Annotated in this window: 13 protein-coding genes; 5 read left to right on the top strand and 8 right to left on the bottom strand. The window is 49.6% G+C overall.

Translation table 11 applies throughout. The features are described from left to right. Nucleotides 1-13: 13 nt before the first annotated feature. The 3 genes from ACRJJO_RS06740 to ggt are packed head-to-tail and all read right to left on the bottom strand — an operon-like array spanning nt 14 to nt 2,851. Nucleotides 14-478, bottom strand: a complete 465-nt coding sequence (locus ACRJJO_RS06740; RefSeq protein WP_431065104.1) for a DUF192 domain-containing protein — start codon at nt 476-478, stop codon at nt 14-16. Beyond that, a complete protein-coding gene (locus ACRJJO_RS06735) occupies nt 475-1,173 on the bottom strand; it encodes a 4'-phosphopantetheinyl transferase family protein (protein ID WP_431065103.1) in 699 nt (232 codons plus the stop codon). The genes ACRJJO_RS06740 and ACRJJO_RS06735 overlap by 4 nt, the downstream gene beginning before the upstream one ends. Next, complete coding sequence (gene ggt, locus ACRJJO_RS06730) at nt 1,166-2,851, bottom strand: gamma-glutamyltransferase (protein WP_431065102.1); 1,686 nt, start codon at nt 2,849-2,851, stop codon at nt 1,166-1,168. The genes ACRJJO_RS06735 and ggt overlap by 8 nt, the downstream gene beginning before the upstream one ends. A gap of 592 nt (nt 2,852-3,443) precedes the next feature. On the opposite strand from ggt, the gene ACRJJO_RS06725 reads away from it, so the two are divergent. From ACRJJO_RS06725 to ACRJJO_RS06715, 3 genes are all read left to right on the top strand, one after another. Then, on the top strand, nt 3,444-4,340 hold the full coding sequence (locus ACRJJO_RS06725; protein ID WP_431065101.1) for an NAD(P)-dependent oxidoreductase: 897 nt from the start codon (nt 3,444-3,446) through the stop codon (nt 4,338-4,340). Nucleotides 4,341-4,954: 614 nt separating this feature from the next. Continuing rightward, a complete protein-coding gene (locus tag ACRJJO_RS06720) occupies nt 4,955-5,773 on the top strand; it encodes a hydroxypyruvate isomerase family protein (protein WP_431065100.1) in 819 nt (272 codons plus the stop codon). 94 nt (nt 5,774-5,867) lie between these two features. Then, entirely contained in the window at nt 5,868-6,284 is a 417-nt protein-coding gene (locus ACRJJO_RS06715) for a hypothetical protein (RefSeq protein WP_431065099.1), read from the top strand. A 137-nt stretch (nt 6,285-6,421) separates the two neighbouring features. On the opposite strand, the gene ACRJJO_RS06710 is transcribed toward ACRJJO_RS06715, so the two are convergent. From ACRJJO_RS06710 to ACRJJO_RS06700, 3 genes are read right to left on the bottom strand one after another with little or no spacing between them, the layout of a single operon-like run. Continuing rightward, nucleotides 6,422-7,891: a sensor histidine kinase gene (locus tag ACRJJO_RS06710; RefSeq protein ID WP_431065098.1), complete on the bottom strand. Its 1,470-nt coding sequence runs from the start codon at nt 7,889-7,891 to the stop codon at nt 6,422-6,424. After that, the gene (locus tag ACRJJO_RS06705; RefSeq protein WP_431065097.1) at nt 7,884-10,340 is read right to left on the bottom strand and encodes an ATP-binding protein; all 2,457 of its coding nucleotides are present in this window, start codon (nt 10,338-10,340) and stop codon (nt 7,884-7,886) included. The genes ACRJJO_RS06710 and ACRJJO_RS06705 overlap by 8 nt, the downstream gene beginning before the upstream one ends. 52 nt (nt 10,341-10,392) lie before the next feature. Further along, on the bottom strand, nt 10,393-10,650 hold the full coding sequence (locus tag ACRJJO_RS06700; RefSeq protein WP_431065096.1) for a hypothetical protein: 258 nt from the start codon (nt 10,648-10,650) through the stop codon (nt 10,393-10,395). 504 nt (nt 10,651-11,154) lie between these two features. On the opposite strand from ACRJJO_RS06700, the gene ACRJJO_RS06695 reads away from it, so the two are divergent. Together ACRJJO_RS06695 and ACRJJO_RS06690 are read left to right on the top strand one after the other, a co-directional pair. Continuing rightward, a complete protein-coding gene (locus ACRJJO_RS06695; RefSeq protein ID WP_431065095.1) occupies nt 11,155-11,667 on the top strand; it encodes a DUF4124 domain-containing protein in 513 nt (170 codons plus the stop codon). Between the two features lie 86 nt (nt 11,668-11,753). Next, the gene (locus tag ACRJJO_RS06690) at nt 11,754-12,194 is read left to right on the top strand and encodes a DUF2782 domain-containing protein (RefSeq protein ID WP_431065094.1); all 441 of its coding nucleotides are present in this window, start codon (nt 11,754-11,756) and stop codon (nt 12,192-12,194) included. Between the two features lie 375 nt (nt 12,195-12,569). Here the strand turns inward: ACRJJO_RS06690 and ACRJJO_RS06685 are convergent, their stop codons facing one another. Continuing rightward, nucleotides 12,570-14,141 carry a fused MFS/spermidine synthase gene (locus ACRJJO_RS06685; protein ID WP_431065093.1) on the bottom strand — a complete coding sequence of 524 codons (1,572 nt, stop codon included), beginning with the start codon at nt 14,139-14,141 and terminating at the stop codon, nt 12,570-12,572. 240 nt (nt 14,142-14,381) lie between these two features. Beyond that, nucleotides 14,382-15,278: a VPLPA-CTERM sorting domain-containing protein gene (locus ACRJJO_RS06680; protein WP_431065092.1), complete on the bottom strand. Its 897-nt coding sequence runs from the start codon at nt 15,276-15,278 to the stop codon at nt 14,382-14,384. Nucleotides 15,279-15,401: the final 123 nt, after the last annotated feature.

Genomic DNA, 15,401 nt, shown 5'->3' with positions numbered 1-15,401 from the left:
CACCAACCAATCCCTATTCTTCCAACTCAATCAAAACCCGGTCGCCTTGCGCTATTTCCAGCTGTGCGACGGTTCCCGCATTCACCTCCAGCATATATAACGCCTTAGCATGCGAATCGTAGACCCCGCAAACCGGGGTGATGCAAGGTTGGACATTCTGCAAAATCGATACGATTTTACCTTTCGCTGAAATAAACAAAATATCCAACGGCATTTTGGTGTTTTTCATCCAAACCCCGAGCACATCTTCTTTAGGATGAATAAACAGCATGCCGGTATTGTCGGCAAGCGCTTTGCGAAACATCAAGCCTCTGGACCGGGCGGTTTCGGTCATCGCCACTTCGAGGTCGATCGCATGTCGCGACTTTTCGAAAACCAAGCGACCACGGCCCAATCGTTCGGCCGGATAAAGTTCTTGAGCTTCGGCACTGATCAGCCAAAATAAACAAACCGCCAAACCAAGAAATATTTTTTTCATACGATTTCTCGCCATTGAATTTTCTCGATAGCGCGATCGATCACGACCGCGCAAAAAATGTCACGTTTCCAATCGTTGCAGGCAATCCGCCAGTCCGATGCCGGTGCGAATTCTTCGGGGACGCGCAACATCCGGCCAGGGTCGCTCGGGTCGACCACGCAACGGTTCAAACCCAAGGCGATGCCACGGCCGGTCGCTTTCACGAAGGCTTCTTTACGAGTCCAAAAACGGTAAAACGCGGAAATCCGCTCCTCCTCCGGCAAAGCTTCCCAGTACGTTATTTCTTCAGCCGCGAAACATTTCATAACGATACCGGCCAAATTCGACCGGCTTCTTGCCGCCTCGAGATCGATACCCAAGCGGCACTGCCGGGCCACGGCCAACGCAAAATAATCGCCCGAATGCGACAGGTTGAATGTCCAGTCCGGATAATCGGGTAAATAGGGCTTACCGTTCGCCTCGGCCGCAAAAACGAGGGCTTCGGGTTTACATTTCAAGAGTTCGGACAACGCCAGACGTTTTTTTGCATGAATCTCGACATAGCGGTTTTGCATTTCGGCCGTGCGCCGCTGCATCGCATTAGACCGTTCGCTGTCGCTCAGCATGTCATAATAGTTTCGATTCAATACATTTATACTGTAAAGCTTGCCGTATTCTATTTCGATACAGCCGGGTTTCAGAGTCGCTTCAGTCATTGCGAATCACCGCCAAACCTTCGCCACGAGGGTCGCTCGCGGCACTGAAGCGGCCTTCCCGCTTATGCCATTGCAGCGCTTGCATATCGCCGTACCGGTAGGATGTTTCGCGTAGCCGATGGCCCAATTTTTCAAGACCTTGCAATTCTTCAGAGGACAAGCCGCCGGGTTCGTATTGCACGGCATCGGGAATATATTGATGATGATAACGCGGAACGCTAACCCAGGAATCCGGACCGTTACCGTCGGCAAAATCCAATATCCCCAGCAAGACCATCGAAATAATGCGGCTACCGCCCGGCGTTCCCAATACCGCGATGCGCTCGTCGTCTTCGAGAAAAGTCGGCGACATACTCGACAGCATACGCTTACCGGGCGCTATTGCATTCGGCAATCCGCCGATCAAGCCGTATACGTTAACCGCGCCAGGCCGGCTATCGAAGTCGTCCATTTCGTCGTTCAAAATCACACCGGTACCTTCGGCAACGAACCCGGAGCCAAAGGGATAGTTAACGCTCAAGGTTGCGGCAACTCGGTTGCCTTCGCCATCCATCACTGAAAAATGCGTCGTGTTGTCGCCGCCTGCTTGTTCTGGCAAATTCCCTGACAGCATTGCGCTCGGCAACGATCTATCCTTACGAATCGTACTTCTGAGACCGGCCGCATAATCGAGATTAATCAAACGCGAAACCGAAACATCGATAAAATCGGGATCGCCCAAGTATAAAGCCCGGTCATGATAGACCCGGCGCAAAGCTTCGATCACCAGATGTTTGCGGGTGACTGCATCGATTGCGGTCAAATCGTATTCGGCCAGGATATTCAAGGCTTGCACCAAGCCGATGCCGCCGGCCGACGGCAGTGCCGCGCCGGTTATTCGAATGCCGCGATAAGTCCCTTTGACCGGCTCTCTTTCGACTACCCGGTAATTGTCGAAGTCTTCTTGACTCCAAATACCGCCGGCTGCTTTAACCGATTTCAACAGTTTTTCCGCCGTTTCGCCGGCGTAAAACCCGGCTGCCCCGAAATCGGCGAGCCGCTGTAAAGTCTTCGCTAAATCGGGCTGACGCAAAGTCCAACCGGGGCCGGGTACTTGTCCGTTATCGAGAAATATCGCGGTCGCCGCCGAGGATGCCTTGATTTGCGGTAAGCGAAATGACAATAAGCGGCGATAGCGCGGCCCGACGATAAAACCGTCGCGCGCATAGCGAATCGCCGGTTGCAGCGAAGCCGACAAGGGTAATTTGCCGTAATGCTCGGCCAAGTGAACCAAGGCCGCAGGGACGCCTGGAATTCCAGCCGACAGGGGCCCGTCGATCGACAGTTTTGGTATGACCTTGCCTTCGGCATCGAGATACATGTCTTGGTGTGCGGCCAACGGCGCTGTTTCCCGTCCGTCCAGCATCGTTTCGAAACCGTCGGAAGCGCGGTGCAACAACCAAAAACCGCCGCCGCCCAATCCGGAACCGGCCGGTTCGACCACGGCCAATACCGCGCTGATCGCAACCGCGGCATCGAAAGCATTGCCGCCCCGACCGATCATTTCCAGCGCGGCATGGCTCGCCAACGGATGCGCGCTGGAGACCGCGACTTTGTTTTCCGTTGCATGACCGGTAATGGCCGACAGTGTTAGGAATACGGCCAGAACGGCAACGACCGATGTTTTTGCTAATTTCAAAATCGTCTCCTTGGGGTTTCATTGGTCTTGCGCAGAGGCGCGGAGGCGCAGGGTTTTTCATGACGAAGGAGCGTCACTAAGGATTTCGTGATAAATAACGTCCTGGAACTCTGCGCTTTGTTAAGGATTCGGTAACTCGCTTGGCAGGACGCCGTGAACCCAGCACCTAAATTATCCAAGACAATTAATCATAACCAAAGGCTATGGAATTTAGGTGCTGGGTGAATACGTCCGTGTAGGCTTGACGGCGGCTTTCCCTGCCGCCGACACCTGCCAAGCGAGCAACCGAACCCTCCTCCGTAAAATAGGGAAGTTATTTACGACCAAATCCTAAAGGCTTGCATTTTAGCCTATCCGGCTTCGATATCGCTTGTTGTTAATCAACGTTCGCGGCTTTCCCTCACCTAGCGTTAGGTGAGGGACGATCAGGGGATCGCTCCCACAGGGGGTTACAAGCGTTGTGGGCGCGACGCTTTCACGCCTCTGCGCGAGTAACAATCAAGCCTTTGCAATCGCCGAACGGTTATATTAAGCTTTTGAACCGCTTAGCGCATTAAACCATGGCAACCGCTATTCGGCCGTATCGTACGAATTGGAACAAAAACACTCAAGCATGACCCAACACAAAAGAACCTTAGGCTTCATCGGCATCGGCCTGATGGGCAAACCAATGACTATACGCTTGCTCGATGCGGGCTTTCGAGTCAACGTCTGGAACCGTTCCCGAGACAAGCTGACACCGGTCGTCGAAGCGGGCGCGCTTGCCTGCGATTCGATCGAGCAATTGGTCCAGGCTTCCGATATTGTTTTATTATGCCTGTCCGATTCGCAGGCCGTGGCTTCTGTCGTCGAGAACTCTATTCTTAACTCAGGTTCAACCGGAAAACTGCTAATCGATCTTTCAAGCATCGACCCGAAAACCACGCGCCGACTTGCCGGACTATTACGACAACGCAGCGGCATGACTTGGGTCGATGCGCCCGTTTCAGGCGGAGTGCAAGGTGCGGTACAAGGCAGCTTGGCGATCATGGCAGGAGGAGCCGATAACGATATCGAAACCGCGCGCGAAGTTTTGGCTCCGCTCTACCGCCAACTGACGCACTTAGGGGAGGTCGGCTGCGGACAAATTGCAAAAATCTGTAATCAAATGATCGTCAGTTGCAATGTGCTGGTGATCGCCGAAATGATGGCTTTGGCGAAACAGGCCGGCGTCGATGCCGCTAAAATCCCCGAAGCGTTGGCGGGCGGCTTTGCCGATTCGAAACCTTTACAAATCGTCGGACCGGAAATGGCGGACGGAATTTTCGAACCGATTAAATGGCGTGTCAAAACCTTGCTGAAAGACTTGAATATGGCGGTCGATTTGGCGTCCGATCAAGGTAATGCCATCCCGATGTCGGGCCTTGCCGCACAACTGATGCAATTACATGGCAGTCAAGGCTTTCTCGAACAAGACCCGGCTACGTTGATCAAGCTATTCGAACGGTGATGTAAAAAAAGCTTTTTGTCTACGAAATAGACGAAAATATTTGAGCTGCTTCTCAAGCTCCAGCTCTCACCGTTATAGATAAACTGTAGGGTACGCTGCGCGTACCTAATGTCGGCACAGGGCAACACATGAGGACACGTCAAGCTACGGTTGGAACTGCTGTGGTACGCACAGCGTACCCTACAGCCTTCAAATTTCGAAATTGGTGTAACACTCACTTCAACTATTAACGCGAACATAGCCTTGAAAAGGCTCCTGATTAGCAAGATGCTTCAGCTTGCCGAAGCCAAGTGTCCGAGCAGGGGCTAATCGTAGTCGCAAAAACTACAATATTCTGTTACCCAAGCTCCAGCTTGGGTAACCTGTTCAGGAAGCTCTTGCCCTGAGCATGTCGAAGGGGGAGCTTCCGGTGTGTCTTCCCCAAGCTGGAGCTTGGGAAAGAGCGTGATGTGGGTTGGTCGTTTTTAGCTTGACGCGCATGGTTTGCGAACCCCGCTATGCTAAGGAAATGCTGATCTTTGGGCTTTAGCTGAAGAAACTTGCTAATCAGGAAAAGGCTTACTAATTTAATTACGTTATCCGCAATTTATTTATCCGACAACAGAACATCCCCGATGATCAATTTCAGCGCCAACCTCAGCATGCTGTTTACCGAATTGCCGCTATTGGATCGTTTCGAAGCGGCTAAAAACGCCGGCTTCAGGGCGGTCGAGATTCAGTTTCCTTATAGCGAAAGCATTGATGCGCTTCGCGCCAAACTGGACGAAACCGGCTTGCAATTGGTGCTATTCAATGTCGAAGCGGACGATTTGTTGATAGGCGGCGAAGGCTTGGCCGCAGTTCCCGAGAAATGCGAGCGCTTTAAAACCGCCTTGGCCCAAACCGTCGACTATATCGAGGTTTTGCAACCTAAAGCAGTCAATGTGCTTCCCGGACGCTGTATGAATCCCAGCCGCCTCGACGACTATCTGCAAACATTCGGCGACAATCTGCGCTTGACGGCCGATACTTTCGCAGCGTTCGGCGTCAACACAGTTTTCGAAGCAATCAATACAATCGATATGCCGGGGTTTATTATCCATAGCGGCGCACAAATGCTCGACTGGCTCGAACGACTCGAACACCCCAATATTTTATTGCAAGTCGACATCTATCACTTATCGATGATGAACGAAGACCCTGAGGCCTTTATTCGCCAGCACCCCGAAATAATCGGTCACATCCAATTTGCAGATAACCCGGGACGCGGTCAGCCTGGAACGGGAAATATCGATTTCAATCGTTTGTTCAATTCGATACGGAATTCAGGTTATTCCGGTTGGACCGGTGCCGAGTACAGACCCGTCGGACCGACTCTCGACAGCCTGAACTGGCTTGAACAATTTCAGACAAAAAACTCTGAAAAATTTAGTGCGCGAAGGTTCTGTTATTGAGTATATTTAACGCTTGAGCAAGAGGCAGTAAGATTATCCGAGCTACCTTTTACTCTACGCGTTTCGACAATTAGAAAAAATATAAGGAAACATTATGAAACTCATCAAACCTTTGATCGCTTGTTGTTTATTATTGCAATTCAGTTCAGTCCATGCTCAAGGGAATTCCAGTATGCATGACGGACATGGCGCCGGCGGTGGCGGCGGTTCCGCTTGTCAGAAATTAAGAATCAACAAAAATAAACTGGTACCTGCACATTTGGCCGAAGTCGCGCCCGAATCGGACATTACCTTCAATGCCTTCGGATTCGACAAACCGGAAAATCTTGAGGTCACCGTCAAAAAGATTCCGATTGCGATTACCACCGAATTCAAGGACCCTTTTTATGTCGTGCGAGGCAAACTGCCCCCCGAATTAAAAGGCACTCATGCGAGAATCAACGTCAAGCTTAGGTCGCCGATCATTAAATGCATCAGCGAAGACGGTTGGCTAGTAAAAATTTTGGAATGATCCTAAAAAGATCAGTTGGTAAGTGTTGTAGACCGTTCGTGCTGAGCCAAGTCGAAGCATGAAGGGTCTACAACACTTACACCAGCTTGGTGAAGCCTCAACTGCTCTTTTTAGGATAATACATCCTGAACATAACCTTAATTATCATCAGGCAATTCGAAAACTACGCTTATTCCACCAAACGGCGAATCTTCCAGTTCTATTTTGCCGTGCCTGCTCTCGATAATACGCCTTGCGATAGGTAAACCAATACCGGCACCCGCAGACTTATCGGTCGTAGTCAATCGCTCGAAGATTTCAAAAACTCTCTCCCGGTATTGCACAGGAATACCGGGGCCGTTATCGCTGATGCGATAACGGCTGAGTTTGCCGACGCGTTCCCCGCTGATATGAATTTCAGGAACGACGTTATCATCGGTAGGCAAGCCATGGCTTAGTGCATTGTCCATCAATATCCAAAATAAATCGGTTAACCGCGATTTATCTAATGTTGCCGGAGGTAATTTATCGATGTGTAATCGCACATGAGCGCGTTTAACGCGAGCCTCTAGGCGTTGCAGCAGACTAGACACCAGCGCATCGACATCCTGAATGCCAACCTTTTCGACCGGCTCGCCGGCCGCTAGAAATAATTGAATATCCTTAACCAACATACGCAAGTGCGCAGCGTCGCGCTCCAAAACTTGCAAGTCTTGATAAATTTCATCATTATGCGTATCCGGCATGGTTTTTAAGTGACATTGCAAGCGCTGGCTATAACTCACCAGGCGCCGGGTCGGCTCCATCAAATGATGAGCAGAAATTTCGGCGAATCGAGTCAGATACGCATTCGCGCTAACAATTTCCCGGTTTTTTCTAATTAATGCAGCCTCGTTGAGCTTTCGCTCCTCGATGCGCCGCCGAATTAATAATCCGATTGCATAGATAGCACCCAAACCCATTATCCAAATAACGGCCAGCAACAGTATCTTTTCCGGATCGACCCTCGCCGCACCCTCCAGATAAGATTGCAGCGACACGGAAACGCCGACGCCTCCCAAGACATCTCCGACACGGTAACCTTGCCGACTGTGGCATTTCAAGCAATATTCGTCGGCTACCATGGCGCTCATCAAGCGAAGATAAGGCTCGCCGTTAATCAGGGTTTTCTCAAAAACTTCCGTTTCGCCCCGCTCGAATTGGCGCAAGGCCGCCGCCTCCCATTCATCGGGAGCATTATCGGGATTCAAAGGCTTAAAGCCGGTAATTCTTCCTTTCACTTTATAAAGTTCTTCGTATTCGTCCATGACTTGCCTAAGCAAATACGCCGGATTCATTAATGTCAGTTTGATTCCGGACGGTGTACTGATATCCCGCTCGGCAATATGCGATAAGGCAGGGTTCGGGCGAGTCCGTTCATCGACAGGAACATAGACGCCGCCATGGCGCGCCGCCCATTTACGCAAAGCCACATCTTTGTTGAAATGACCGCGCGCTTCTTTGATCGCCATCTCCTGCGCGTACCAAATAGACATATGGCTATCCCAAAAAAAGAAGCCTGCTACAGAAGCGGTCCACAGTACCGAGACGCCAAGCAATGCTTTCAGCGGCATCGAAGCCTTACTCATAAAGCGGCTCCCCGGTATGCTGTTGCATCGGGTTGCTAAGTGGGAGCTCGAAACTAAAAGTGCTACCGCAACCCTCGCCTTGCGATTCCGCGCGAATATTTCCTCCATGATGTTCGACGATCCTTCGGCACAATGCCAGCCCCATGCCGGTTCCTTCGTAGCGGGATCTTAATTGAAGTCGGCTAAAAAATTGAAATAGCCGATCGATTTGCGTAGGATCGATACCGATGCCATTATCTCGAATAGACACCCGCCAGTTAGCCGAATCGACATCAGAACTAATCTCGATACGCGGCTGAATATCCGCCTCCCGATATTTAAGCGCGTTACCGATCAAGTTTTGGAACAAGCGGCTCAATTCGTCGCGGCTGGCAAAGACAGTCGGCCATTCTCCTCGCACATCGATTTCAGCCTGCGTGCCGACAATATCCGGCTGTAAAAACCCCATCGCTTCATCCAGCGCTTCCTTGCTTTCCAGCCATGTCTTCGGCTCGGTTTTTCGCCCCACGCGCGAATAATCCAGTAACGAAACGATCATCGCGTCCATGCGTCTAGCCCCATCGAGCGCGAAAGCCATATTGGTTCTGCCTTCTTCATCCAAGGTGTCGCGCAAAGCGCGTTCCAATAATTGCAGATGACCTGTGATCATGCGTAAAGGTTGGCGCATATCGTGCGACACGCTATAGGCGAATTGCTCGAGATCGACATTGGATCGGAGCAATTCTTCTTCGACTCGTTTCTGTTCGGTCACATCGCGGCTAATGCCAAACAATCCGACAACCGTCTTGCCATCGCAATCGAATACCGGCCATTTATTGGTATTGACCCAGCGGAGCTGTCCTTGTAAATCATAGTAAGGGTCAATCTTATTGATCAACGGCTTTCCATCCTTAAAAATAGGCTTTTCTTCTTCATAATAGATACGCGCGATTTCTTCCGGAAAAATTTCCGAATCGTGCTTGCCGACTAATTCTCGCCAATTGCCGTAACCAGTAACCGTCGCCAATGTTTTACTGCAAAAGCGAATACGACTGTCTTGATCCTTGAAATACACATAATCCGACGTATTGTCGAGAAAGGTATTGAAATCGCGGTTTAACTCTTGAGCGGCTTGCTCATAAAGTTTTCGCTCGGTGATATCGGTAATGAAGCCGTGCCATAGCACACTGTTATCTTCAAGCCTTTCCGGTCGGCTATCCCCTCGCAGCCAACGCAAACCTTGCTTCGGCAATATTACACGATATTCTTGATGCCATGGAGTCATCGAGGTAGCCGACTCCCGGATAGAAGACATCACATTATTCCGATCCTCGGTATGTATTCTCGCGATGGACAAAGCGGCATCTTCTCGCACTTGTTCAGGAGTGACTTCATATATGTCTTTAATGCCGCAACTCGCAAAAGGAAAACAAGATCGACCATCGGAAAACAATCGAAATTGATAAATAACGCCGGGAACCTGTTCGGACAGCTTCGTCAATAGATCGTGACTTTCCTGTAAAGCACTCTCGCTCCGATCTAAACCGGCCACCTGTCGCCGTATCAGATACAATAATACGAACAACACTGACGAAACGACTAAAAACAGCGCTATCGCCCAAGCAATCATGGCGCGTTCGGCGGCCATCACCGAAGTCATTTCGGCGGACGTCAATATTCGAAGAGGAAAATCAGCCATGCGCTTTTCGACAACCCAATAAGCCTTACCGTCAAAGGGCGATGTCACCCTGCCCGACCGTTGTCTTTTATCCCGATAAGGCTCCAGCACTTCACGCAATCGAGTGCCGGAGTCGCCAGACACGCGCGGGTTGCGAAACCACACCTCATTATCATTATTCATCACGACCAAAGTCGACCCTGGTACGCGCTCTATACCGGCAAAAACTTCGGCCAAGCGATCAATCGAAACAATCGCAACTACCGTTCCGACAAAATGTTGTTCATCATCAAAATAGGGCCGGCTCAATGAGACCTCATACCCCCTTTCGCTTATCGATGAAGACATTGGAGAGCTCACAAACAGGCGATCTTCAGAACGATTTAAATGATAGGTGTAAGAGGGTTGATCAAGAACAACCGGCTTATCGCCGGATCCGGTCCAATGAATGACCGCACCGTCGCGATCGACAATTAACAAATCGATTAGCTCAGGATTGGCGGCCAATTCGCTCTTTAATGAATCACGCAACAATTCATCGGCCTTACCCTGATTCAGCAAGATCCGTGTTTTCAGTAAAAAACGATCGATATCGACCAGGACACGATATAGCAAAATCTCGTTGACACTGGTCGCGGCAGAAGTATGAGTTGCCAAGTCATGAAGGCGATTGATACTTTCATTCCTGACAACATAAACGATGAACAGTGCAAACAGCAACAAAATCCCGCATACGCCCAACGTCACGGTGCGGCGTAATTTTCGATAAGACCCATTGTTACTCTGATTCATAGTAAGTTCGCTGAAAAATTAGTCGGATGCCTCATTCTGTGCTAATGGTATTTCAAAAACAAATACGCTGCCTTTGCCTTCCCCTTCCGACTCGATCCAGATGATGGTAAGCCGCCATACGTTGTTCGATGCGGTCTATAATATCCCTAACCCTGAAATCGAAATCGATTTTCAAATTGCGCTCAAGATCGGCTTCTGCATTTTTCCAAACTCCGAAGGTCGCTCCAAGCGAAAGTAGCAAAACGAGATTCGATATCAGCAGTGGAAAAAGATGGCGTAAAAAGGATGAGCCCGAAGAATGTACCGGCATGAGAAATATGATGAATAATAAGGATTTCGTGAAAAATAACTTCCTGGAGCTATGAGTTTTGTAGCGGGTTCGGTAACTCGTTTGACAGGACGCCGTGAACCCAGCACCTAAATTATCAGTGATAGTTAACCATAGCCAACGAGCTATGAATTTAGGTGCTGGGTGAATGCAGATTTTGCATTACGCCATGGATGGCGTGTATTAGGGCAATGCAGGAGCAATTGCCGAGGAGCAAAAATCTGCCCTGCCGCCGACACCTGTCAATCAAGCAACCGAACCTGCTTACCGTGCATTAAAAATAGGAAAGTTATTTATGACCGCATCCTAAGTTTTTTCCGGTTCCCGCAGTCCTCCGTAAGAACACATACCTTAGCTGCCGAAACAAGATCGGTATGCATTCCTACGCTGAAGCGGTGGAAACGAGGAAAAACCAAGAAGCTCAAAGAACCAAGCTGCATATAACGGGTCTACACTTATAACCTTACGCATAAAAATGTTACCGTCATGACAATGATAGCATTCCTTTTGCTTTTGATAGCCATAAGCCCAACTGTTGATGCCGATGTTTTTAAATGTATCGCATCATCAGGAAAAATCACTTACCAGGGCAAACCTTGCTCATCCGATGCGCAACAAGAAAAAGTACCAATAGAACCCACCGACCCTCGTCAATTGGCCGAGGCCGAAAGACGACTCGCCATTTGGCAAATGGAACGGGATAAACAAAAAGCCGAAAGACTGGAAGCCGAAAGAATGCAGCGCAAGGAAAGGAATCGCACCGAAGCGGTTGAGGCGCTGAAACGTAGCGCGGAAGCGCAACGTCAACAAGCCATCGCCGAATTAAGGCAGGCCGAAGCATTAGAGAATCAATTCCGAATGCCGGCTTACCCCTTGTATTATCTTCCCTATCAGTCAAGATTCCCTTACAGGGATCGCTATAGGAACAATAACCAACCGCCTAGAAGGCCGATACATGATTCAAAATCGACCTGGATGACAAACTCCCCTCGCCGCTAACTCTTTAATGGTTTGTCATAACTTTTTCAATACGCAGAGCCCGCAAGCTGTCATAATAGAATCAATAACCGATTAGAATAGAAAATATGATGCGTTTAACTTTAACTTACAGCTTGCTGATTATTCCAGCATTCGCATTATCGGCTCCGCCGCCCATTTTAATGGATATTCCCGACGTACCGGATATGCCGGCAACCGTGCAAAGCGGCCAAGTGATGGAGCCTGATCGAACGGTAATACGCAGAAGCAAGGAAACCACCGAAGCCATTCCCGAACTTCCCGATGCACCGATGCCTGTCGAAAGCGGCGAACCGATGGAGCCCGATATCACCATCATTCGGCGAGGCAAGGACCAAATACAGGAATACCGGATCAACGGCGAGTTGTATATGATCAAAGTCGTTCCCGATATCGGCCCGGCTTACTATTTGATCGACACTGACGGCGACGGCAACATGGACGTCAGAGAAAGCGATTTACATCGCGGTACGCGAATCAATCAATGGAAATTGCTTGAATGGAATTGATCGAAGAAGCTACTCCCTTTTGATCGAAAAACCGTCTAAGAATAAAAGGCATGTGGTGTGACTATCGAGGACCGCCATAAACCCATCCATGGGGGCTTGACGGCAGCTAAGCGCCAAGGATGGCGTGTATTAGGGCAATGCAGGAGCAATTGCCGAGGAGCAAAAATCTGCCCCTGCTGCCGACATCCTCGCTAGCAACACCCCATACCTTCATAAAGTTAACTAATTTTTGAGTATAAAGGGAGTAAGTAGGGTGCGCATCGCGCACCTTTTCAAGACACTGAAACAAACGGAATGGCAGGAAATTGGCGCGCGATGCGACGCTCTAAGAATGATCGATCGTTTGTCGGATGTAGCTTGCGGTAAATGCAATCGTCAACGCAAAAGAACATCCATGCCGACCCGCTCCAACAGCACCTTACGATAGGCTTCGGCCTTACTGACCTGAAGGTTTTCCAGCGGATTAAAATCGTCGGTGACGACCAAATCTCCTTCGGCCATCGCATAGCGCCGCTGACTCAATAGCTCCAGCATTTTTGGATTACCCTGCCCTACATGGATCGCGATCGGTTCATCCGACGCCATGAAAATAAAATCGTTAAATTCGGAACCCGGTTCGGAAATATAAACTCTCCGCTCGGCAAACGCGTCGCCAAGGGTTCGGTATACCAGTTGCGCCGGCCGTTGCCGCTTGCTATCGGTAAACCCGACGAAATTGATTGCTAAAATCCCGCCTGGATTTAAATGCGCCTTCAACTCCAATAGCGTTTCGATACTCATTAAATGAGCAGGCTCGGAGCCTCCGGTAAAACAATCATGAATAATCAAATCGTAAGTCTTGGTCAATTGGCGGATTTCATAACGCGCATCGCCGACGATCAAATCGCCGGACGGGCGGTAATCGAAAAACCTCAATGCCGCTTCAGCCACCGCCGGATCGATCTCGATCGCATCGGTTTTGACGCCTTGCTTTTCCAAACCGTCCGCGATATGTCCACCGCCTAGGCCAATCAGTAACGCATTTTTTGCCGCAGGGCGAAACAACGGCAATCTCTGAGTAACCCATTGATAAGTCAATAAACCTTGCCGAACATTATCGATATCCGCTGCACTGATCGTCGAGGCATCGGACATCATGAAACGAACTTTTTGGGTTTCGTCGTCGATCACGCGCACCCAACCGTAAACGCTCTCGGATTCGTAAAGCAAAGTCAAACCTTTACCCCAAGGCTGCGTACGATTATTTTCATACGCAAAGGCAGCGCCGCCCAAGCATGCAAAAAAAATCAAGGCCATGCTCATTATTGTAAATTGCTGACCGGTACCGCGCCGTTCGTAAAGCGCCAGCATCAATGCCAACATGCCGAGCAAAACGCTTAAACCATACAGCACCGCGCGCGATCCCGTTACCGGCAGTAAATAAAAACCCAACGCGATCGTGCCGATCACGCTACCGACCGTACTGACTGCATACACCGAACCCGACAAGGCGCCGACGTTCGCCAATTGCCGTGCGGCCAGCTTGATTACATAAGGCCCCGTCATCGCCAACAAGGTCAAAGGCAGCGTAAACAGTAAAAAAGCGCTGAAAAAAGCGCCGGCTCTAAGACCCATCGGATCGGTCAGCAGCAACACCGGCCGGGTCAAGGCTGGAATGATCACGGTCGTCAACGCGGCCAAAGCGATCAAATAAGACAAACGAATACGCGGCATGCGGTCGGCAATCCGGCCGCCGAGCCAGTAACCGAAGGCCAACGCGATCATCGTTACCGAAATCAACGACGACCAAACATACAAACTGACGCCGTAAAACGGACCGATTAGCCGCGTGCCGAGCAATTCCAGCACCATTACCGAAGCACCGGTCAACGAAACGGTCAAATACAGTACGGTCCTGTCGAAAACTGAGATAGTTAAACCGGAAGAAAGAGCACGCGATTTAGACATAAAATACCTATAAAACAAGAGTCATCATCAAGTCAATTAAGATTCCAAACAGAACACCGCAGTCTAAAATGCCAACGCCGTAGTGAATCGGAAAAATTATAAAATAAGAAATTCATGCATCGATTGAAAATCGACCTTGAAAGATGACATCCTTGTCCGGGGGATGCCGCATCCCAACGGCATTAACTGATGTAAAAAAGCCCGAGGGCTTTTTCAAAAAGGCTAAATTCTAGAATTGAATTAAGCGACCAACGAGCGTCTTCTAAACCCGATTAAACCGACTAATGCCGACCCCATTAACCAAACTGCGGCCGGAACGGGAACGGGCTGGAGAGATGCCGCTCTGACTGTTAAATCGACATTAAAGCCTCTATTGGCTAGATCTAAATCATTATGAGTGCCCAAATAATTATGAGCCGTCAGGTCAGGAGCGCGGCCGTCGCCCGCAGTGTAGTAATTCCAAGCTTCGCTTGAAGTGCCGCCAACAGCTACGGAATACCAACCGGCAGTTAGGAAAATATCCGCAACAGAGATCGAATCGGCAGTAGTATTCACACCGCCAGCAAAGTAGCCGGTAAATGCTTGCGTACCGCATTCCCCGGCATTATTACACATGGTGATATCGCCCAAGGCTCTGAACGCACCTTCTTTACCGAAATCGGCGGCATTATTAAATGTAGACCAATCAAAAGAGCTGCCGGGCACTAAGTTATGATCATTATGCGCACCCGCACTTGCATCATGATGCGCACCGTTTCCTTTATAAATCGAAAACGCAGGGTTCAAATCGGCCAACAAAGAAGAAGGATCCATCATATCGTCGTCATTTCGATTTCTGACTTGATCAGTCCCCCAAACGTCGACATTAACAAATGAATCTTGCTCTAAATAGAATTTGGTAAAACGAATGCGATGGCTATCGCCCCAATCGGCATCCAAACCGTCAGCCCAACCGAAATTACCCGCAACTACACCCCGGTCGAAATGATAAGTGGTCGAACCGTCACCGTTATTCGTCGAAGAATAAGCATCGGTTATTAAATCGCGACCATTCCAGCCCACATGCGCCGAAGCCTCTTGTATCGACACCAAGGCGGTAACGCCTATTGCCAATGCAGCAAATATATTTTTATTCATAGATCACCATTTTTGTTATTAAGTTACGAATAGAAAGGAATTTGCAAAACAACGATCCGGCAAGTCCCCCCGTTGACTTATAACAACGCCATGTTATTTCACACCCTTTTACTTATTCATTTA

The sequence above is a fragment of the Methylotuvimicrobium sp. genome (assembly GCF_050611805.1).
In the GTDB taxonomy this organism is placed as follows: domain Bacteria; phylum Pseudomonadota; class Gammaproteobacteria; order Methylococcales; family Methylomonadaceae; genus Methylotuvimicrobium.
The sequence above is the reverse complement of the archived record's forward strand: the minus strand, read 5'-3'. Positions and strand labels throughout refer to the sequence as shown.